At 71.5% G+C, this 19,738-nt stretch carries 21 protein-coding genes; 13 read left to right on the forward strand and 8 right to left on the reverse strand.

What is annotated here, in order from left to right; translation table 11 throughout:
* Nucleotides 1–28 precede the first annotated feature (28 nt).
* From DEIGR_RS07865 to DEIGR_RS07890, 6 genes are all read left to right on the forward strand, one after another.
* Complete coding sequence (locus DEIGR_RS07865; protein ID WP_058976467.1) at nucleotides 29–1,045, forward strand: HD-GYP domain-containing protein; 1,017 nt, start codon at nucleotides 29–31, stop codon at nucleotides 1,043–1,045.
* A gap of 7 nt (nucleotides 1,046–1,052) precedes the next feature.
* Nucleotides 1,053–1,892 (forward strand): aminoglycoside phosphotransferase family protein, encoded by an 840-nt coding sequence (locus DEIGR_RS07870; protein WP_058976468.1) that lies wholly within the window; start codon nucleotides 1,053–1,055, stop codon nucleotides 1,890–1,892.
* Nucleotides 1,893–1,943: 51 nt separating this feature from the next.
* Nucleotides 1,944–2,567: a uracil phosphoribosyltransferase gene (gene upp / locus DEIGR_RS07875; RefSeq protein ID WP_046842371.1), complete on the forward strand. Its 624-nt coding sequence runs from the start codon at nucleotides 1,944–1,946 to the stop codon at nucleotides 2,565–2,567.
* 3 nt (nucleotides 2,568–2,570) lie between these two features.
* Nucleotides 2,571–4,322, forward strand: a complete 1,752-nt coding sequence (locus tag DEIGR_RS07880) for an SWIM zinc finger family protein (protein ID WP_058976469.1) — start codon at nucleotides 2,571–2,573, stop codon at nucleotides 4,320–4,322.
* Nucleotides 4,323–4,684: 362 nt separating this feature from the next.
* A complete protein-coding gene (locus DEIGR_RS07885) occupies nucleotides 4,685–6,238 on the forward strand; it encodes a 2-isopropylmalate synthase (RefSeq protein ID WP_058976470.1) in 1,554 nt (517 codons plus the stop codon).
* An 87-nt stretch (nucleotides 6,239–6,325) separates the two neighbouring features.
* A complete protein-coding gene (locus tag DEIGR_RS07890; protein WP_058976471.1) occupies nucleotides 6,326–6,622 on the forward strand; it encodes an antibiotic biosynthesis monooxygenase family protein in 297 nt (98 codons plus the stop codon).
* Between the two features lie 3 nt (nucleotides 6,623–6,625).
* On the opposite strand, the gene DEIGR_RS07895 is transcribed toward DEIGR_RS07890, so the two are convergent.
* Both DEIGR_RS07895 and DEIGR_RS21465 read right to left on the reverse strand, forming a co-directional pair.
* Nucleotides 6,626–7,198: a response regulator transcription factor gene (locus DEIGR_RS07895; protein ID WP_058976472.1), complete on the reverse strand. Its 573-nt coding sequence runs from the start codon at nucleotides 7,196–7,198 to the stop codon at nucleotides 6,626–6,628.
* Between the two features lie 38 nt (nucleotides 7,199–7,236).
* Nucleotides 7,237–8,334, reverse strand: a complete 1,098-nt coding sequence (locus DEIGR_RS21465) for a S1C family serine protease (RefSeq protein WP_058976473.1) — start codon at nucleotides 8,332–8,334, stop codon at nucleotides 7,237–7,239.
* Nucleotides 8,335–8,429: 95 nt separating this feature from the next.
* Here DEIGR_RS21465 and DEIGR_RS07905 point away from each other — a divergent pair, with 95 nt between their 5' ends.
* A complete protein-coding gene (locus tag DEIGR_RS07905) occupies nucleotides 8,430–8,810 on the forward strand; it encodes an ACT domain-containing protein (protein ID WP_058976474.1) in 381 nt (126 codons plus the stop codon).
* On the opposite strand, the gene DEIGR_RS21290 is transcribed toward DEIGR_RS07905, so the two are convergent.
* Both DEIGR_RS21290 and DEIGR_RS21295 read right to left on the reverse strand, forming a co-directional pair.
* Complete coding sequence (locus tag DEIGR_RS21290; protein ID WP_058976475.1) at nucleotides 8,801–9,307, reverse strand: GNAT family N-acetyltransferase; 507 nt, start codon at nucleotides 9,305–9,307, stop codon at nucleotides 8,801–8,803. The two genes, DEIGR_RS07905 and DEIGR_RS21290, sit on opposite strands and share 10 nt — an antisense overlap.
* Nucleotides 9,304–10,326, reverse strand: a complete 1,023-nt coding sequence (locus tag DEIGR_RS21295) for an NAD(P)H-dependent flavin oxidoreductase (protein ID WP_058976476.1) — start codon at nucleotides 10,324–10,326, stop codon at nucleotides 9,304–9,306. Before DEIGR_RS21295 ends, DEIGR_RS21290 begins: the two co-directional genes overlap by 4 nt.
* Before the next feature lie 23 nt (nucleotides 10,327–10,349).
* Here DEIGR_RS21295 and DEIGR_RS07920 point away from each other — a divergent pair, with 23 nt between their 5' ends.
* The 3 genes from DEIGR_RS07920 (at nucleotide 10,350) to DEIGR_RS07930 (ending at nucleotide 13,674) form a co-directional block, all read left to right on the forward strand.
* Nucleotides 10,350–11,300, forward strand: a complete 951-nt coding sequence (locus DEIGR_RS07920) for a histone deacetylase family protein (protein WP_058976477.1) — start codon at nucleotides 10,350–10,352, stop codon at nucleotides 11,298–11,300.
* 108 nt (nucleotides 11,301–11,408) lie between these two features.
* Nucleotides 11,409–13,007 (forward strand): peptide chain release factor 3, encoded by a 1,599-nt coding sequence (locus DEIGR_RS07925; protein WP_058976478.1) that lies wholly within the window; start codon nucleotides 11,409–11,411, stop codon nucleotides 13,005–13,007.
* Between the two features lie 97 nt (nucleotides 13,008–13,104).
* Nucleotides 13,105–13,674 (forward strand): C39 family peptidase, encoded by a 570-nt coding sequence (locus tag DEIGR_RS07930; protein ID WP_058976479.1) that lies wholly within the window; start codon nucleotides 13,105–13,107, stop codon nucleotides 13,672–13,674.
* Between the two features lie 3 nt (nucleotides 13,675–13,677).
* Here the strand turns inward: DEIGR_RS07930 and DEIGR_RS07935 are convergent, their stop codons facing one another.
* A complete protein-coding gene (locus DEIGR_RS07935; RefSeq protein ID WP_153013678.1) occupies nucleotides 13,678–14,121 on the reverse strand; it encodes a hypothetical protein in 444 nt (147 codons plus the stop codon).
* Nucleotides 14,118–14,672 carry an AAA family ATPase gene (locus DEIGR_RS07940; RefSeq protein ID WP_058976481.1) on the reverse strand — a complete coding sequence of 185 codons (555 nt, stop codon included), beginning with the start codon at nucleotides 14,670–14,672 and terminating at the stop codon, nucleotides 14,118–14,120. The genes DEIGR_RS07935 and DEIGR_RS07940 overlap by 4 nt, the downstream gene beginning before the upstream one ends.
* Nucleotides 14,673–14,857: 185 nt before the next feature.
* Here DEIGR_RS07940 and DEIGR_RS07945 point away from each other — a divergent pair, with 185 nt between their 5' ends.
* The 3 genes from DEIGR_RS07945 (at nucleotide 14,858) to DEIGR_RS07955 (ending at nucleotide 17,505) form a co-directional block, all read left to right on the forward strand.
* Entirely contained in the window at nucleotides 14,858–15,721 is an 864-nt protein-coding gene (locus DEIGR_RS07945) for a DUF1028 domain-containing protein (protein ID WP_058976482.1), read from the forward strand.
* A 21-nt stretch (nucleotides 15,722–15,742) separates the two neighbouring features.
* Nucleotides 15,743–16,210 (forward strand): Rrf2 family transcriptional regulator, encoded by a 468-nt coding sequence (locus tag DEIGR_RS07950; protein WP_058976483.1) that lies wholly within the window; start codon nucleotides 15,743–15,745, stop codon nucleotides 16,208–16,210.
* Between the two features lie 155 nt (nucleotides 16,211–16,365).
* Nucleotides 16,366–17,505 (forward strand): N-acetylmuramoyl-L-alanine amidase family protein, encoded by a 1,140-nt coding sequence (locus DEIGR_RS07955; protein ID WP_322787158.1) that lies wholly within the window; start codon nucleotides 16,366–16,368, stop codon nucleotides 17,503–17,505.
* A 79-nt stretch (nucleotides 17,506–17,584) separates the two neighbouring features.
* Here DEIGR_RS07955 and DEIGR_RS07960 read toward each other — a convergent pair whose 3' ends face one another.
* Together DEIGR_RS07960 and DEIGR_RS07965 are read right to left on the reverse strand one after the other, a co-directional pair.
* Complete coding sequence (locus DEIGR_RS07960) at nucleotides 17,585–17,917, reverse strand: type 2 periplasmic-binding domain-containing protein (protein WP_236704694.1); 333 nt, start codon at nucleotides 17,915–17,917, stop codon at nucleotides 17,585–17,587.
* Nucleotides 17,914–19,608 (reverse strand): PhoX family protein, encoded by a 1,695-nt coding sequence (locus DEIGR_RS07965; RefSeq protein ID WP_058976485.1) that lies wholly within the window; start codon nucleotides 19,606–19,608, stop codon nucleotides 17,914–17,916. Before DEIGR_RS07965 ends, DEIGR_RS07960 begins: the two co-directional genes overlap by 4 nt.
* Nucleotides 19,609–19,738: the final 130 nt, after the last annotated feature.

The following is a 19,738-nucleotide window of genomic DNA, read 5'->3' on the forward strand; positions in this document are numbered from 1 at the left end:
GTCCCCGCGTGCGTATACTGACCGCAACGTGTTCAGGCGTCCCCGCACCCCCCAGACCCCGACCGGCACTCCAGACCCGCGCAAGACCGGGATCAACCAGGAGCCGCTCGACCCGACGCGCGTGCTGGCCGACCTCGTGTCGCGCCCCACGCAGGAAGGCGTACTGGAGGGGGCCCTGTCGTACGCCGCGACCCTGATGGGCGGCAACGTGCAGGGCTACGCGGTCGTGCGGCGCGGCCAGGACCGCGTCGCGGCCGTGTTCGGCGGGTACCCCAAGAGCCTGCTGGGCCTCGCCCTGACCGGTCCCTGGGCGCAGATGCGCTCCCGGGTCGTGCCCGACGGCAGCCGCGAACTGTTCGACACGAACGGCCCCGAGATCACCGCGCAACTCGAACAGGCCGGACTGCGCGACGCGCAGATCAGTCTGGTCGTGCCCCTGAGCGTCCGCGGCCGCCACCTGGGCGCCCTGATACTCGACCGGGCCAGCAGCGACGGCGTCGCGCCCGCCGCGCAGGAGGCCGTCACGAAATGGGCCGCGGCCGTCGCCCCGATCCTGAGCATCCTCGAGAGCCGCGAGGAATGGAAGCAGGCCGCCCGGCAGCTCACGGGCGCGCTCGTGGAAGCCGTCGAGAGTCAGGACTTCGACTCGCTGGGGCACGCGCAGGCCGTCACGGACGTCAGCCTGAAACTGGGCCGCGCCGTGGGCCTCACCGACCGCGAACTGGAAGAACTGTGGTTCGCGTCCATGCTGCACGACATCGGCAAGATCCACGGCGAGCAGGGCCACGCGCAGGTCGGCGCGAACTTCCTGCACGGCGTCCCGCACCTCAGCGAGGCGCAGAAGGCCATCCGGCACCACCACGAACGCGTGGACGGCCAGGGCGAACCCGACAGGCTGAGCGGCGAGGACATCCCGCTGTACGCGCGCATCCTGGCCGTCGCGAACGCCTACGTCCGGCTGGGCGGCCTGGAGCGCCTGAAACCCCAGGCGGGCAAGGGCCTGGACGCCAAACTGGTCGGCCTGCTGGACAAACTCCCGCAGTGAGCGCCGCATGACCCTGCGCCCCGCCCACCCCGGAGACCCCCCCACCCCGCGCTTCCCGAACCTGGAAGCGCGGTTCGGCCCCCTGACCCCCGTGGACGCCGGCATGCAGAGCCGCGTGTACGCCACGCAGGACCGCCAGACCGTCATCAAGGTGTACCGCAACCACCAGGGCGAGCACGGCGTGGAGGCCGAGAACATGCGCCGCGCCGGGATGGGCGACCGCGTGATCGACGCGCTGGAGGTGGACGGCATCGAGGCGCTGATCATGCGCCGCTTCGACGGTCACCCCCTGCGCACCCCCGACGTGCCCCGCGCCCTGACGCAACTGCGCGCCAGCCTGCGCGCCCTGCACGGCACCACGCGGGGCCGCGTGAACCTGCGCCGCGTGCAGGACCGCCTGCGCCGCTTCCGCAGCGCCCTGGCCGCCTACCCGCTGGACGACCTGTTCGACGCGGTCGAGATTCCCCTGGACCGCGGCCTGCTCGACCAGCCCGCCGCGTTCTGCCACCTGGACCTGTGGCACGACAACATCCTGATCAGCGAACCCCACGGCGAGGTGCTGATCATCGACTGGACGAAGGCCGACTGGGACGACCCGCTGCGGGACCTCGCGCTGCTCAAGACCGGCACCCTCGACCTGCTCCCGCCCGACGAGAGCCTCCAGGCGGCGCTGACCTTCCTGCCGGACCAGACGGCGGCCACGCTGACCCGCTACCGCGCGTACCTCGCCATGACCACCCTGCACGACCTGTACTGGTTCCTGATGAACGAACCGTACGAATTCGAGGGCCAGCGCGACCAGAAGGTGCCGCGCGCCCGCCACGCCCTGGCCCGCCTGCCCGGCTGAGCCGCCCCGCCAGGGCCGGACGCCCTGCGGGCCGCGGGGTATGGTGGGCGCATGGTTACTGTCGTCACCCATCCCCTCGTTCAACACAAACTCTCGGTCATGCGCGACGTGCACACCGGCGTGAAGGAATTCCGCGAGCTGGCCAGCGAGGTCAGCCTGCTTCTCGCCTACGAGGCCATGCGCGACCTCGAAGTCACCCAGGAGGAAGTCACCACGCCCATCACCACCGCCGAGTTCCCCATGCTCAGCGGCAAGAAGCTGGCGCTGGTCGCCATCCTGCGCGCCGGGCTGATCATGACCGACTCGATCGTGCAGCTCGTGCCCGCCGCGAAGGTCGGCCACATCGGCCTGTACCGCGACCCCGAGACCCTCGGGCCCGTCGCGTACTACAACAAGCTCCCCACCGACATCGCCGAGCGGCGTGTGTTCCTCACCGACCCCATGCTCGCCACCGGGGGCAGCGCCAGCGCCGCCATCGCCAGCCTGAAAGCGGCCGGGGCGACCAGCATCAAGCTCATGTGCATCCTCGCCGCGCCCGAGGGTGTGGCCGTGATCGAACGCGACCACCCGGACGTGGAGATCGTCGTGGCCGCGCTGGACTCGCACCTGAACGACCACGGGTACATCGTCCCCGGCCTGGGTGACGCGGGCGACCGCATCTACGGCACCAAGTAATCCGTGACGGGAAACGCCGTGACCGGACTGACCGAGAAGACCGCCCGCGCCCACATCGACGAGCGCACCTGGACGCGCGGCGCCTCCTACACGAGAGGCCTGACCCGCCTGACCCGGCAGCCCGACGGGGACGACCAGCACCTGCGCGGCACGGCGCACGGCACCGACCACTACGAGGTGCTGGTCACCCTGCGCGCCGGGAACGTCAGGGACGCCGTCTGCAGTTGCCCCGTCGGCGGCGATGGGCGCTGCAAGCACGTCGCCGCGCTGCTGCGCCGCGCCCTGATCCGCCCCGGCGACTTCGTCGCGCTGCCGTCCCTGGACGACCTGCTCGATCCGCTGGACGCTCCCGCGCTGCGCGGCGTGATCCGCCGCATGCTGGACCACGCGCCGGACCTGATGGGCGTCCTGCTCAGCGCTCCCGGCGGCGGCACGGGGCTCGCCGAGCGACTGGCCCTGGCCTTCGCCACCGTCGACTACGACCCCGACCACGACTGGGACGACGAGGGGGCCGACCTGAGTGACATCGGCGCCATGACCGACGAACTGCTCGAGGCGTGCAGCGACAGCCCCATCCCGGAGGCCCTGAACGCCGTACGCGCCTTTGTGGACGGCCTGGACGCCATCCACGACGAGGTGGACACCGGCGCGGACCTCGCCCACGCGGCCCGCACCGCGCTGCTGCTCCTGCTGGGCCGCGACCCGAGCGACACGCACCGCGCGGACACGCTGAACCTGCTGATCCGGTGCCTGCACCTGCACACGTGGCACCCCGGCGAGATCGACGGCACCGGGCAGCGCGAGCTGTACCTGAACCTGCCGCCCGAACGGCGCGCCGAACTGCTCGGCGTGCTCGACGGCGCCAGCGAGAACCTCACCACCTACCGGCGCGCGCCCATCACCCGCGTGATGCTGGACCTCGACCGGGAAGGACTGATGCCCGCCGCGCACGCCCTGCACCTCGCGCGGCGCGACGGGCACATCCACCACCTCATCGAACGCCTCATCCCCGACGACCCCCAGGCGGCCTTGCAGGAACTCAGCACCCGCAGACTGCCCCTGCGCGACGTCCACGCGGCCTTCACGGCGGCCGGGCACGCGGACGCGCTGCTGCGCCACGCCGAGACGAACCCGAAGCTACCCGGCGCCCGCCTGTACCTGTTCGAGCAGTACCGCGCCTCGGGCCGCCAGGGCGACGCCCGCCGGGTGGCGCTGGACGCCCTGACCGGAAAGGGCCGCGCCACGTTGGTCACGGACCAGCACGACGCCAACTTCATCCTGTACCGGGTCGGCCCCGACGGACCCGAGCAGGTCGATCCGGTCCATTCCTGGGTGGACCGCTACCGCGAGGTCAGCCTCGACTGGGCCACCGACCTGCAGGAACTCGTGACTGCCTGGCGGGGCGACCCCAACCGCCTCGCGACCCTGATCAACCTGCTGCTCGACGCCGGGCAGAACGCGCAGGCCGCGCAGGTCATGGGCCGGTGTGACCCGCTGAAGATCCTGGCTGGCCCGCTCGCCGTCCGCTACGCCCTGGCTCTCCCCGGCGCGGAAGCCACGCCGCTGATCCTGAAACTGGTGACGCACGCCGTCGCCCAGGGCAACCGCGACGGGTACCGGGCCGCCGCCACGATGCTTCGGCAGGCCAGCGCCGTCATCGGCGCCGAGGAAGCCCGCAGCGCCGCCGCGCTCCTGCGCGCCGAGCACCCGCGCCGCCGCTCGCTGCACGCCGAACTCGGCAACGCTGGATTCTGACAGCGGTTTCCAGTTCCATTGAAGGGCCAACACCACGCCCTTCAATTCCACTTCCAACCGCCGGTGTTGTCAGGTGCTCGCTCTGCTTCGCAGCTCTGCGAGTCCGCTCGTTCAGGAGATTGAAGGTGCCCCTCAATACTCCTGAATTCTGCTGTGAGGGCCGGATTCCGAACGCCCGTTTTTAGACAACCTGCCCGCCCCGCCTGAAGCGGCGCTTACGCTGGGGCCATGACCGCGTTCAGCCTTCTTCTTACCCGTCCTCCGGTGGAGTGAACGGCGCGGAAGTCGATGCCTGAACCCCCCGGAGGACGAAAGCCTCCGGGGTTTTTCATTGCCCACCCACCCGCCACCAGGAGCCGCCCATGACCACCGAAACCAACCGCATCCGCATCTTCGACACCACCCTGCGCGACGGCGAGCAGAGCCCCGGCGTGGCCCTGAATCACACCCAGAAACTGGAGATCGCCCACCAGCTCGCCCGCATGGGCGTGGACGTCATCGAGGCCGGCTTCCCCATCGCCAGCCCCGGCGACCTGGAAGGCGTGAGCCGCATCGCCCGCGAGGTGCGCGGGCCGATCATCACCGGCCTGGCCCGCGCCGCCCGCCCCGACATCGAAGCCGCCGCGAAAGCCGTCGAGGCCGCCGAGAAACCCCGCATCCACACGTTCATCGCCACCAGCCCCATCCACATGGCGAAAAAACTCCAGCTGGAACCCGACGCGGTCGTCGAACGCGCCATCCAGGCCGTCACCTACGCCCGCTCCTTCGTGGACGACGTGGAATTCAGCGCCGAGGACGCCACCCGCAGCGACACCGCCTTCCTGATCCGCATCTTCAAGGCGGCCGTGGAGGCCGGGGCGACCACCATCAACATTCCCGACACCGTCGGCTACACCACCCCCGAGGAGATCCGCGCGCTGTTCGCCGAGATCCGCGCGGCGCTGCCCGCCCACGTCATCCTCAGCGCCCACTGCCACGACGACCTGGGCATGGCGGTCGCGAACTCCATCGCCGCCGCGCAGGGCGGCGCCCGGCAGATCGAATGCACCATCAACGGCATCGGTGAGCGCGCCGGGAACGCCAGCCTGGAAGAACTCGTCATGGCCTTCCACACCCGCCGCGACCACTACGGCTTCGAGACCGGTATCCGCACCCGCGAGCTGTACCGCGCGTCACGCATGGTCAGCCGCCTGAGCGGCATGCCCGTCCAGCCGAACAAGGCCGTCGTGGGCGACAACGCCTTCGCGCACGAGAGCGGCATCCACCAGGACGGCGTCATCAAGGCCCGCGAAACGTACGAGATCATGAACGCCGAACTCGTCGGCCGCGAAGCCGCCGTCCTGGTGATGGGCAAACACAGTGGCCGCGCCGCGTTCCGCAAGGCCCTGAACGACCTGGGCTACACCGACCTGACCGACGACAAGGTCCAGCACCTGTTCGGCCGCTTCAAGGACCTCGCCGACCGCAAGGGCCAGATCTACGCCGACGACCTGCGCGCCCTCGTCGAGGCCCGCAGCGACGTCCCGCAGACCTTCACCCTGGAAGGCTTCCAGATCACCAGCGGCATGAACATGACCCCCGTGGCCTTCGTGCGCCTCCAGACCCCGGACGGCGCCGTCGAGGCCACCGCCCACGGCGACGGCCCCGTCGAGGCCGCGTTCCAGGCCATCAACCGCATCACCGGCCTGAACCCCGAACTGGAAAGCTACCGCATCCAGGCCGTCACCAAGGGCGGCGACGCGCTGGGCGAGGTGAACATCGGCGCCCGCCACGGCGAGACCACCCTGCACGGCAGCGGCGTCGCCACCGACGTCGTCGAGGCCAGCGCCCGCGCCTGGGTGCGCATCCACAACATGGTCGTCGCCGGGATGGGCACCGAACGCCGCCAGGGCGAATTCGCCCCCGGCCGCATTTAAAGTCGATAGATGATGGGTCTGCCGCCACGCGGCTGATGGACAGGGAGGCTGGGCAGACCGGCCTCCTCCGCTTTTGAAGGAGGCCGCATGATCCTGGAAATCGCCCTGCTGCAGGTCCGCCCCGGCCAGACGACCGAGTTCGAGGCGGCGTTCGCTCAGGCGCAGCCCATCATCGCGGGGATGCCCGGGTACGTCCGGCATGAGCTTCACCACTGCCTGGAGGACGACCACCGCTACGCCCTGCTCGTCTCGTGGGAGACTCTGGAGGACCACACCGTGGGCTTCCGCGGCAGCGCCGAGTACCAGAGCTGGCGCGCCCTGCTGCACCACTTCTACGACCCGTTCCCCACCGTGGAGCACTTCACGAGGGTGGAGCTGGGCTGAGCGTCACACCGTGACGAGGCCGAGGGCGATGCCGCGCGCGACGGCCCCGGCGCGGCTCTGGACGCCCAGTTTGGAGTACAGCGCCTGCACATGGAATTTCACGGTGCTCTCGCTGACGCCCAGGTCCCGCGCGGCGCGTTTGTTGCTGAGGCCCTCGGCGAGCAGCGCCAGCACGTCGCGTTCGCGGGGGGTGAGGGTCACCTCGCCCGAGGGGAGCGGCTCCTCGTCCGGTGGGGTCAGCCAAGCGGGCGGCAGCGTCACCAGTCCCGCCGCTGCGCCGTGCACCGCCGCGATCAGTTCGGCGGGCGTGGCGTCTGCAGGCAGGGACGCCCAGCCGTGCGGGCAGAGGTCGGGCAGGACCTCCACCCACGCGCGGGAGCCCAGCGACACGACTGCCGCGCCGTCCAGGGGTGAGGGGTCGTCCAGCCACGCGTCGTCCACGATCAGCACATCCGGCTCGTGGCCGTCCTGCGCGGTCAGGAACCCCGCGCCGCGCAGGATCGCCGCCACGCCCGCCGCGAGGACCGCCGAACCCAGCGTGACGAGCACGGTGGGCCGGGCAGGTGCGGCGGTCATGCCTGATCGTACCGGGACGGGCGCGCGGGTCGTCACGGTCAGCGTTCACCCACCGTGACGCTCATGTCCTGCTCCTCGCCGCCACGCAGGACGCGCAGGGTCACCGTCTCGCCCGCGCGGGAACGGATGCGCGACAGGAGTTCCGCCGGGTGCGTGAAGCCCTCGCCGTCCAGCGCCAGCAGCACGTCCCCCACCCGGAAGCCCGCCGCCTGACCGGGACTGCCCGCCTCGACCTGCACGACCGTCAGGCCCACCCGTCCGCCCGCGAAGCGCTCGCGGAAGCGGCGGAGTTTCTCCAGCCGGGCCTCGTCCATCCCGCCCCTATCCTGGCCTCCACGTTCAGGGCGACCCTCCCGCGCCCACGGACCGCGCGGGCGACCGTGCCCACCATGATCCGGCCCACGTCCGGGACCGCGACGGCCCCCCCAGGGGGCACCCTCACCCCGGAAGCGGTCCCCCCACGGGCCGCCACCGAACGGCCCACGTGCGAACGGTCCGCCGGGGAAGGCGTCCTCATCCACCTCGTCCGGCGTCGCGGCGGCCGGGAAGAGCACGGGCTGCGTCGCCAGGCCCAGGTACCCGCGCGGCACGCGGCCCTCGCGGGACAGCAGGTCCGCCACCCGCGCCGCCCGTGCGGCCGGAACGGCCAGCAGCTGCCCGCGCCGCACGCCCGCGTTCAGCACGCCCACGAGTTCCCCCTGCGCGTTCACGAGCGCGCCGCCACTCACGCCGGGGAACGGCTGGGCCCCCGCGTGCAGCCAGCCGTCCCGCGCCCGGCCCGGATTCAGGCCCAGGCTGGCCTGCACGCCCCCGGGCGGTCGGCCCACCGCGAGCAGCAGCTCACCGGCGCGGCCCGCCTCTCCGGTCGTCAGCGGCGGGACGTTCAGGCCGTCCACGCGCAGCAGCGCCAGATCGCTGCCCGGATCGCGGCCCACGACCACGCCCGTCAGGGTCTGCCTGTCCGGGGTGACCACCGGCACCTCGTCGGCGTGGAGCAGGTGCGCGGGCGTCAGGACCAGCCCGTCGCCCACCACCGTGCCGCTCACCGGGCGCGCCGCGCGCACCGTCACCACACTTCGCGCGGCCAGCTCGACCGCGTCCGCCATTGCCGTTGAAAGATCAGAAAGATTCGTCATGCCGTCATGCTGCGCCCCACGCCGCGAAAACACGCCCCCCAGCCGCCCAAGCCCGCGCCCCCACCGAACGGCCAGGGTCGCCGTATCCTGCCCGCATGTCCCTCACGCTGACCGTCCTGCCCGGCGAGTACGCCGTCGCCCAGCTCCCCGCCGGAAGTGCCGTGCCGGACTGGGCGACGCGCGGCGACCTGTGGTGCGTCCTGAACGCCCCGGACGAACTGAGCGTCGTCTGCCCCGCCGATGGGGTCCCGGACGGCGTGCGCGTCCAGCGTGGCTGGCAGGCGCTGATGCTCACCGGGCCGTTCGAGTTCACCCTGACCGGCATCCTCGCCAGCGTCCTGAACCCTCTGCGGGACGCTGGCGTGGGCATCTTCGCGCTGTCCACCTACAACACCGACTACGTCCTCGTCGCCGCCAGCGACCTCGACCGCAGCGTCGCGGCGCTGCGGGAGGCCGGGCACACCGTTCAGGAGTGAGGCGAGTCTGAACCGAGCTCCCGTTCGTAGCGGATGACCGGCACCACCTCGCCCATGTAGGCCTCCGGGTCGGCGTACCCGGCCTCCACGAACCCCAGGCGGCGCATCAGCGCGTGCGACCGCACGTTCGGGGCGTGCACAAGCGCCGACAACCGTGTCAGGCCCAGTCCCGCCGCGTGCGCGATCAGCGCCTCACCCGCCCGGCGCGCTGCACCCTGGCCCCACAGCGCCCGCTCCCCGATGACAATCCCGAACTCCGCCGACGTGCCGTCCAGGCCCGCCAGATCCACGAACCCCACCAGCCGCCCGTCCAGCTCGGCGCCCAGCCGCAGGAACGCCGGGTCGCCGCCCGCGATGATCGCCGCCCAGTGCCGCCGCACCACGCGCGGCGCGAGGCCCGGCGTCCAGTCCGCCGCGCGGCAGAACACCGGATCCGCCGCCCAGCGCACCGCCGCCTCCTCATCCCCGGGGCGCAGGGGCCGCAGCGTGACGGTCACGGCGTCAGGCCTGCGACGATCTGCGCCGCCCCGGTCGCCTGCGCCTGCCGGTAACCGGTGCCGGCCCACAGGCTCAGGACGTCCGCCTGCCTCCCCTGCGCGCCCGCCGTGCGCAGGGGGCGGGTCAGGGCATTCTGGTGCGGGAAGGGGAGGGGGTAGGTCACGGCGTCGGTGAGGGTGGTGCGTAATCCCCGCGCGGTGCGTCCCGAGTACGCCCGGGTCAGGACCGTGTCGCGCGTCCCCGCCTGGACCGCCTGCCGGTACGGCGCGGAGGTGCCTGCCTCGGTTGCCAGAAGGAACGCCGTGCCGCACTGCGCCAGCGTCGCCCCGGCCGCCAGCGCCGCGCGGACGTGCCCGGCGGTCATCAGGCCGCCCGCCGCGAGGACCGGAAGGGGCGTGGCCCGCGTGACCTCCTGCACGAGGGTCAGGGTGCCTGCCAGCGCGTCCTCCTGCCAGCCGCCCCGGTGTCCGCCCGCCGCGCCGCCCTGCACGGTGATCGCGTCCACGCCGCTCTCGTGCAGGGCCAGGGCCTCGCTGAGGCTGGTGGCCGTGCCGACCGTCAGGATGCCCCGTGAGCGCAGCGACGCCAGGGCGTCCGGTGGGATGGGGCCGAACGCGACGCTGAACACCGCCGGGCGTTCCTCCAGCACCACGTTCAGCTGCGCGGTGAAGTCCTCCTGCACGCGCTCCGGCAGGGTGGGCGGCGGGAGGTTCAGCGCGTCGTGGAAGGGCCTGAGTTCTGCCGTGGCGACGGCCACCGCGTCGGGCGTGACCTCGGGCATCGGCTGAGGAGCGAACAGGTTCACGAGCAGTGGCCCGTCCGTCAGGGCGCGCACCTCGCGGATCGCGTCTCGCAGCGCCTGCGGGGTCAGGTACGCGCCGCCCAGGCTGCCCAGCCCACCCGCGCGGGTCACGGCGGCCGCCAGCGCGGGGGTGCCGACGCCGCCCGCCATGGGGGCCAGCGCCACGGGCGTGCGCAGCTGCGCGAGCAATTCCGGCCAGGATCGCGGTCGGGTCATGCCGCCCAGCGTACGCTGCGGACGTGACGTTCCCGCACCCGTTCCGCGCGTTCACGGCGTTCCGCCGCGCGGCGTACCAGTCGCAGGCTGCGCCCAGACGGCAGTTCATGCCGCGCGAGTGGATTCAGGCCCTGCTGGACGGCGCGCAGGCGCGGCTGCCGCTGCTGGACGCCCCCAGCCTCGACTGGTCCCTGGCGGAGGCGGTGCATGATCCCGCGTTCCTGGCCCGCTGGCGCGAGGGGCAGGTCACCCGCGCCGAGGAACGCGCGCTGGGGTTCCCGTGGAGCCCGGCGGTGGTCGAGCGGGGCCTGGGCAGTAGCGGCGCGACCCTGGCCGCCACCCGCGACGCCCTGACGCTGGGCCTGGGCGTGAACCTGGGCGGCGGCACGCACCACGCGTACGCCGATCACGCCGAGGGCTTCTCGTTCCTGAACGACGTGGCGATCAGCGCCCGCTGGCTGCTGGATTCCGGGAAGGCGCGGCGCATCCTGATTCTCGACCTGGACGTGCACCAGGGGAACGGCACCGCCGCGATCTTCGCGCAGGAACCGCGCGTGCTGACCGTCAGCCTGCACGCCGAACGCAACTACCCCTTCCGCAAGGAGACCAGTGACCTGGACGTGCCGCTGCCCGACGGGACGGGCGACGCCGCGTACCTGCACGCGCTGGACTCGCAGGTCACGCCGCTCGTGACGGCGTTCCAGCCGGACTTCGCGTTCTACCTCGCGGGCGCGGACGTCCTGGCCGGGGATCAGCTGGGACGGCTGGCGCTGACGCTGGACGGCGTGCAGGCCCGTGACCGCCGCGTGTTCCGCTGGGCCGCCCGCACCCGCACGCCCCTCGTGACCGTCATGGCCGGCGGATACCACCGCGACCCCACGCAGCTGATCGCCGCGCGGCTGGGCACGCTGGACGCCGCGCTGGAGGCGTTTGCGCCGCACGCGGCACGCGGGGCGGGACGTGCCGTATCATGAGCGCATGACGGTTCTCCTCACGCCCCCCTAGCGCGAGTCGAGACCCGCGTTGATTCCCACCTTCACGCATGTCCGGGCCGCGACCGTTCCAGGCCCGCAGGAGTTCCCATGACCAGCCCCGAGATCAACCCCGCCGCGCTCGCCAGCGAGATCGCCCGGCGACGCACCTTCGCCATCATCAGCCACCCGGACGCCGGGAAGACCACCATCACCGAAAAACTCCTGCTGTACGGAGGTGCCATCCAGGAGGCCGGGAGCGTCACCGCCAAGGAGGGCCGCAGCCACACCAAGAGCGACTGGATGAGCATCGAGCAGCAGCGCGGTATCTCGATCAGCTCCAGCGCGCTGACCTTCGAATACGGCGGGCGGCACATCAACCTGCTGGACACGCCGGGTCACCAGGATTTCAGTGAGGACACCTACCGCACCCTGACCGCCGCCGACAGCGCCCTGATGGTGCTGGACGCCGCGCGTGGCGTGCAGGCGCAGACCGAGAAGCTGTTCGCGGTGTGCCGCAACCGCGGCATTCCGATCCTGACCTTCGTGAACAAGATGGACCGCCCAGCCCAGGATCCCTTCGAACTGCTGGAGCAGCTGGAGGGCATCCTGAAGATCACGGCGGTGCCGCTGACGTGGCCCATCGGGGACGGCCCGGACTTCAAGGGCGTGTACGACCTCCAGACGCAACAGGTGCTGGCCTTCGAGCGTACGTCGGGCGGGAAGCACCGCGCGCCCATGCAGACGAGCGGCCTGGACGACCCGAAACTGGACGCCCTGGTCGGCGCGGACCTCGCCGCGAAACTGCGCGAGGACGTGGAACTCATCCAGGGCGCCATGCCGGAGTTCGACCCGGCGGCCTTCCTGAGCGGCGAACTGACCCCCGTGTTCTTCGGGTCGGCCATGAACAACTTCGGCGTGGAGCACTTCCTGAGCAACTTCGTGGACCTCGCGCCACCCCCGGGGGCGGTCGAGACGAACCTGGGCGAACGCAGCCCCGAGGCGGGCTTCGCGGGCTTCATCTTCAAGCTGCAGGCGAACATGAGCAAGCAGCACCGCGACCGCACGGCCTTCATGCGGGTCATGAGCGGCCACTTCGAGCGCGGCATGGACGTCACGCACACCCGCACCGGCCGCAAGCTGCGCCTCTCGCAGGCGCACACGCTGTTCGCGCAGGACCGCGAGAAGGTCGAGGAAGCGTACCCCGGCGACATCGTCGGCCTCGTGAACCCCGGCGTGTTCCAGATCGGGGACGTGATCAGCGTGGACGCCAAGGTGATCCTGCCCGGCTTCCCGCGCTTCACGCCCGAAACGTTCGCGACCATCGGCCTGCGCGACGTCGGCAAACGCAAGGCGTTCATGAAGGGCCTCACCCAGCTGGCCGAGGAAGGCGTCGTGCAGGTGTTCTACCCCACCGACGGCGCGCGCGACCCGTACCTGGGCGCGGTCGGGCCGCTGCAGTTCGAGGTCTTCCAGGCCCGCCTCCAGGAGGAGTACGGCGTGGAAGTCGAGATGCACGTCACCAGTTACCAGCTGGTGCGCTGGCTGGCTGGGGACCCCACGAACGTCGCCCGTTTCGCCCGGCACGTCGAGGACGACCAGGGCCGCCCGGTCATGCTGTTCCGCAGCCGCTACGACCTGGAGTACACCGCCGAGCAGCACCCGGAGATCGAGTTCTTGCCACTGCCCAAGGACCTCACGCGCGTCTGAGCGGCGCCGAGATATGGGGGGAGAGGTCGCGTGGCCTCTCCCTTCTTCATGCAACCTTGAGACAATCCGGTCAGGTGGCCCGTGCGATGCTGCGCGGGTGCATCTCGCCCGCCTGCTGGTCCTCGCCTGCGCCCTGAGCCTCCCCGCGCAGGCCGCCGCACCTGCCCCCACGCCGCCCGGGTACGTGCTGAGCGGCATGCCGCTGATCCGGCAGTCGTACAACGCGTGCGGCCCGGCCAGCATCACGCAGGTGCTGGGGTACTTCGGGCTGCGGGTGGACATGACCGAGGTGAGTCGCCTGACCCGCCCCACCGAGCGGTCGTACATGACCGCGCAGGCCATCGTGGACTTCGCGCCGCGCGTGGGGATGCAGGCGCGACTGTTCACCGGCGGCAGCGTGAACACCGCCCGCGCCGCCATCCGCAGCGGACTGCCCGTGATCGCCCTCCAAAGCCACATCACGGCGCAGGGGCAGGTCATCCCGCACTGGCGCGTGCTGATGGGCTACAACGACCAGACCCGGCAGGTGTTCATCATGGACCCCCTGCTGGGCTACGTTGCGATGGGCTACGACGACATGAACCGTGTGTGGGCCGACCAGCACGGGCAGTTCGCGGTGCTGTACCCACCGAACATGGCCGCGAAGGTCAGAAGCGTCATCGGCTGACCCTCACCGTCCGTCGTGCCTGGGGCTGAACAGGGCCGCGCGGAACTCCTGCGCCGCCGGGAGACCGTCCAGGGCCGCCTCCACCTCCCGTTCCTGCGCCGCAGTCAGGGCAGGCGTGCGGGCATACACGTCCAGTCCGGCGGGCGTGAACGGCGTCCGTTCGAACACCGTGACCGCCCAGCCGTCCCCGGCCGCCAGCACCTGCCAGCGGCTGACCGTGAGCCGCGTCAGGAGGCTCACGCCGCGCCACGCCCAGCCCCCGGTGGGTTGCGGGCTGTCCAGGCCGATGATCAGCCCGGGTCGCCCCCGGCGGGTGAAGCGCACGGTGTCCACCACCCGCCCGTCCGGCAGCGGCGCGTACGTCACGCTGGGGTTGTCCCGCGTGCGCCACAGCGGCAGGCTGGTCCGCACCACGAACCACGCCCCGGTCAGGACCGCCTCCGTCACGCGGGCCACTCCAGGCGCAGCAGGGTGTCCACGGTGGCCTCCAGCGTCAGGGCGCTGCTGTCCACGACCGCCCACCCGGCCTCCCGGTAGATCCCGGGGGGCATCTGCGGGTACAGCCCGTCGATCAGCGGCGCGAGGACCGACGTGTCGAACGTCTTGTTCGTGCGGGTGCGGTTGCGTTCGTGCGCGACCTCCAGCGTCGTGAACAGCCGCACCGGGCGCACGTCCAGCCCCTCCCAGTGCCGGGCCATGAACGCCAGATCGGCGGGCCACAGCACGTCGTCGATCACCACCGCAAAGCCCGATTCTGCGTACAGGCGGGCCGTCTGCGCCGCCGCCGTGCGGGCCAGCGCGAACTGCCGCACGGCCTCCGGCGGGTGATCCAGCGCCGGGTGCGCGATGCCCGACACGACCATCTCGCGCAGGTCGTCGATGGGCAGGTGCAACCCGAACGGGAAGCGGCCCAGCAGCGAGCGCGACACGCTGGACTTGCCCGCGCCGGGACTGCCGCTCAGCACCCAGATCACACCCTGTTCGCCTGAATCCCTCATGTCACGCAGCCTACCGTGTGCCCAATGCGGGCCGCGTTATACGGACTCCGATTGAATGGGTTGCAAAACCCGTTCAATCCGAGCGGAGCGAGCAGGAGAGAAACGGGTTCCGGACGTGGAGCTGGCAATCCGGTGACGTTCCGGATTGTCAGCGAAACAAACGGAATCCGTAATAACCTGCCGCCATGACCTTTTCCATCGTGGGCCGCGACGCCCGCACGGGCGACCTGGGCGTGGCGGTCGCCAGCAAGTTCCTCGCGGTGGGTGCGCTGGTGCCCTTCGTGCGCGGTGGCGTGGGGGCCGTCGCGACGCAGAGTTACGTGAACCCCACCTTCGGCCCGGAAGGCCTGCGCCTGCTGGGCAGCGGTCTGGACGCCGCCGCCGTGGGCGCGCACTTCCAGGCGACCGACCCCGGCATCGCGCAGCGGCAGTTCGGACTGGTCGGCGCGGACGGGCGCAGCGTCACCTTCACGGGGCCGGACTGCCACGCCTGGGCCGGGGGGTACGCCGCCCCCGACGTCGCCATCCAGGGGAACATCGTGGCCGGGTCGGGCGTCGTGGAGGCCATGCGCGCCGCCTGGGAGGCCGGATCGGAACTCCCGCTGCCCCGGCGCCTGTTGGCGGCCCTGAACGCCGGGGACGCGGCGGGCGGGGACCGGCGCGGGCGGCAGTCCGCGGCCCTGCTGTGCGCCGGTCCCGGGCGCGGCTACGGCGGCCTGACGGACGACTGGGTGAACCTCCGCGCGGACGATCACGCCGACCCCTGCCGGGAACTGGCGCGCCTGCTGGACCTGCACGACCTGCTGTTCACCCGCCCCGAGAGCACCCGCCCCCTGACCGACGAGGAACTCGCTTGGCTGCGCGCCCTGCTGATCACGCAGGGGCACGCCACCGCGCTGCCCGGCGGTCCCTGGGACGCCGACACCGAGGCCGCCGCGTGGGCGCTGTTCGGCACCGAGAACCTGGAGGAACGCTGGGTGGGTGGCGGGCAGGTCGACCCGGTCGCGCTGGCGTACCTGCGCGCCCAGTACCCCACCCCCGTACGCTAGCGGCGCGGTACACTGCGCCCCATGCGGCTTTCCGCCACCGACGTGTACGCCTTCCAGGCCCTGGGCTTCCTGGGGTCGCAGGCCCTCGACCGCTGGGTCTCTAGCGAGGAGATCAGCGAGGCGACCGGCGTGCACCGCCCGTACCTCGTGCGCATCCTGGCCGCCCTGACCGCCAAGGGCGTCGTGAAAAGTAAAAAGGGCATCGGCGGCGGGTACGCCCTGGCCCGCAAGCCGGGACTCATAAGCCTCTGTGAGGTGGTGCGTGCCATCGACGGTCCGGTCGCGCCGCTGTCGTGCATCAGCCTGAACTGGCACGACCCCTGCGTGGAGGAGGCCCGCTGCCACGCCCGCAACACCATCTACACCCGCATGCGCGACGCGATGCTGGGCGTCCTGCAGGAATTCAGCGTGCAGGACCTCGTGCTGGACGCGCAGCAGGGCGTCAGTTACGGCAACTGCCTGGGGCACCTGCTGAAACCGAACGCCTGACCGGAACCCGTAGTTCTCCTGCTCGCTCTGCCCCACAGCTCTCCGAGTCCGCTCGGGTTGAAAGGTGTTGCAACCCGTCAACCGGAGTCCGGATGAGACGCCCGGCACGTCGCTCCCATCCGGGAAACGCGCGCCGGGCGGTACACTTCCCGGCAGTGAACAGCCCCGCGAAGGACCGCATGATCAGGACCGTGAGAACCCTCCTGCTGGGGGGCCTGCTGCTCGGCGGCGCGCACGCCGCGCCCAGGGTCGGGCAGCACGACGGGTACACCCGGCTGGTGTTCGACCTGCCCGCCGCCACGACCGCCAGCAGCCGGGTCGCCGGGCAGAGCGTGACGGTCACGCTGGGCGCCCCGCTGAAGGCCGAGCAGGGACCGCTGAGCGCGTCGGGCGTCACCGCCTACGCGGTCGCAGGCCGCACCGTGACCGTCATCCTGGCCAAAGGACACGCCAGCGCAAAGGTCAGCGTCCTGCCCGCCGGGGGTGGACAGGGGGCCCGGCTGGTGATCGACGTGCCCAGCAGCGCCGCCGCGTCCGCCGTTCCGGCCCGCCCGGCTGCCGCCCGTACCCCCGCGCCCGCCCCGGTCGTGCGGCCCGCCGGGACGTCCGTGGTGCGGCCCCGCGTGGTCCTCGACCCCGGGCACGGTGGGGTCGATCCGGGCGCCGTGAGCCGCTGGGTGAAGGAGGAGGACGTGACCCTGGACGTCGCGCTGCGCACCCGCGCGGAACTGCTGAAGCACGGCGTGGACGTCGTCCTGACCCGCAGCCGCGACGAGCACCTCAGCGCCGACAAACGCCGGGACCTCGCGGCGCGTTCCGGCATGGCGAACAACGGCGTCGTGAGCGCCTTCGTGAGCATCCACGTGAACTCCGCCAGTCCGTCCGCGCGGGGCATCGAGACCTACTACTTCGGGCAGCCGCTCGCGGGCGGGAACCGCAGCCTCGCCGTGCTGGAGAACGGGGGCGGCAGCGTCGGCCTGGAACTCACGCGGCAGGCGTCCGGCACCGCGCAGAAGGAACTGGGGGACATCCTCGCGCAGGCGAAGATCGCGTTCAGCCGCCAGTTGGCGCAGAAGGTCCAGTCGCGATTGATCGCCGCGACGGGCGCCGTGAACCGCGGCGTGCAGACCGACGCGTTCTACGTCATCAAGAACCCCACCACGCCCGCCATCCTGGTCGAGGTGGGCTTCGGGTCCAGTCCCGTCGAGGGCCCGAAGCTCGCCAGTGCCGCGTACCGCGAGGTGCTGGCGCAGGCGCTGGCCCGCGCGATCCTGGATTTCCTGAACACGAAATGACCTGACCACGAGCCGAACCGGACACGAACGCGCGCCCCCTTCTCATCTGGGGGCGCGCGTTCATGCTCCGGGTTCCGGGTCAGTCGGGCTGGTTGACGGGGCGGGCGTGGTCCAGCCAGCCCCAGTCGCGCAGGTACGCGCGGAAGTCGCTCAGCAGGTCGGCGGCCTCTGCGCGCTCCTGTTCGGGCAGGGTGCGCAGCCACGCCTCGCCGGTCAGGCGGGTGTAGGCCAGCAGCGGCGCGGGTTCGCCCAGATACGCCTCCAGGCTGTCCAGCAGGTCCTCGGCGCGGGCGCGGGTCCAGGGGCGCTGGCGGGCCAGTTCGTTCAGGTAGTCGGCGGCGGCGTGTTCCAGCAGCGCGGGACGACCGACGATCCAGGGGGCCTTCACGGGGGGCAGGCCAGCGGCGGTCACGCGCGCCATCCGGGGAAGCCCTCGATGGCGACCAGCGTGGGGCGCGGGACGTTGCTGCCTGCCTTCGCCGCGAAGGTCGAGCGGAGCTTGTCGAGGCTCTCGCTGTCCTCGCCGGGGTGCTGGATGGACAGGAATAGCGTCTTCCCGTCGGGGGACCAGACGGGGCCGGTCATCTCGGCGTCCACCGGGCCGATCGCGAAGCGGTACGCCTTCCCGGCGTTGGGTCCCTCGGTGGGGAAGAAGAACATGGCGTTGTTCCCGTGGAAGCCCTTGATGGGGTTGGTGCTCAGGTCGCTGTTGTCCGTGACCATCCACAGGTTCCCGTACGGGTCGAACACGAGGTTGTCGGGGCTGGCGAAGCCGCTCTGCGGGCCGCCCACGGCGAAGACCTCCCACAGGAACGTCTGCGCGGTCCAGTCGTCCTTGTCCTCGCGGAACTTGATGATCTGCCCGAAGTAGTTGCCGTGCTTGCTGTTGTTCGTCAGGGCGACGTACACCTCGCCGGTGCGGGGGTGGATCTCGATGTCCTCCGGGCGGTCGACCGGGGTGCCACCTACCGCGAGGGCGCTGGCGCGGGCGTCGGCGAGCACGTCCGCCTGACTGGCGAACAGGGCCTTGCCGTCGGTGCCCTTGGCTTCCTGCAGTTTCTTGTTGCGGTCGTAGTCCAGCAGGACCCAGCTGCCGTTGCCGAAGTTCGCGACGTACAGGTCGCCCTCTTCGAGCAGTTTCAGGTTCGCGGCGCGGTCTTTCGGGTCGTACTTGCCGCGCGACACGAACTTGTACACGCAGGAGTCCTGCATGTCGTCGCCCATGTACCCCACGACGCGGCCGTCGGCGGCGACGGTCACGGCGACGTTCTCGTGCCGGAAGCGGCCCATCGCGGTGCGCTTCTTCGGGGTGGACTTGGGGTCGAAGGGGTCGATCTCGGTCACCCAGCCCTGGTGCATGGCCTCGTACCCGCTGCCCGCCCAGGCCTTGGTGTAGCCGTCCACGTTCTCCTCGCAGGTCAGGAGGGTGCCCCAGGGGGTCTGCCCGCCCGAGCAGTTGCCGACGGTGCCCTTGACCATCGTGGCGCCCTTCACGGCGGCCGTGCCGCGCGCCGGGCCGGTCAGTTCGATGTCGGTCAGCGCGTCGATGCGGCGGTTGCGGGGGTCGGGCACGATGGCCCACTTGCCGCCTTCCTTGCGCACGCGCACCACGCTGACGCCCATGGCTTCCATCTCGGCCCGGATCTGCCCGGGCGTGCGGTTCTTGGTGTCGCCGCCGACGAACAGGGCGTTCACGTACTCGTGGTTGATGGTCAGCAGTGCGTCGGTGCTGCTCTGGCCGCCCTCGAGCATGTCGATGGGGAAGAAGCCGATGTAATCGTGGTTGAAGCCGATCTCGCGCCCGGCGTCGGTGAAGACCTCACCCCAGGGGGCCAGCACCTGGTAGCGGAATCCGGCGGGGAGGGTCAGGGCGTCGGCGTTCCCGGTGGGAATCGCGCGGAACGGGGCGACCGTCTGGGGTTTCACGGTCCTGGGGTCCACGGTGCTGGGCCCGCCGTTGTTCACGGCCTCGGCCTCGCTGATCGTCAGGGGCAGGGTGATCGCGGCGGCGGTGGCGGCGGCGCTGCCCAGCGCGCTGCGGCGGGTGAGTTTGGTGTCCAGCAGTCGGTGCCAGAAGCTGGCGGTCCCCGTGTCCTGTGTCATGCGCCGAAGGATGCCGCGCCTTTGTGACGTGAGGGTCAATTCGGTGTCAGGCGCCTGTCAGGCTGGGCCGGGTATGGTTCGCTCGGCGTCCCCCCCCGAAGGGGGGCAGGGCCGGATACCGCAAGTATGT

Origin of the sequence: Deinococcus grandis, assembly GCF_001485435.1 — a bacterium.
GTDB lineage: Bacteria > Deinococcota > Deinococci > Deinococcales > Deinococcaceae > Deinococcus > Deinococcus grandis.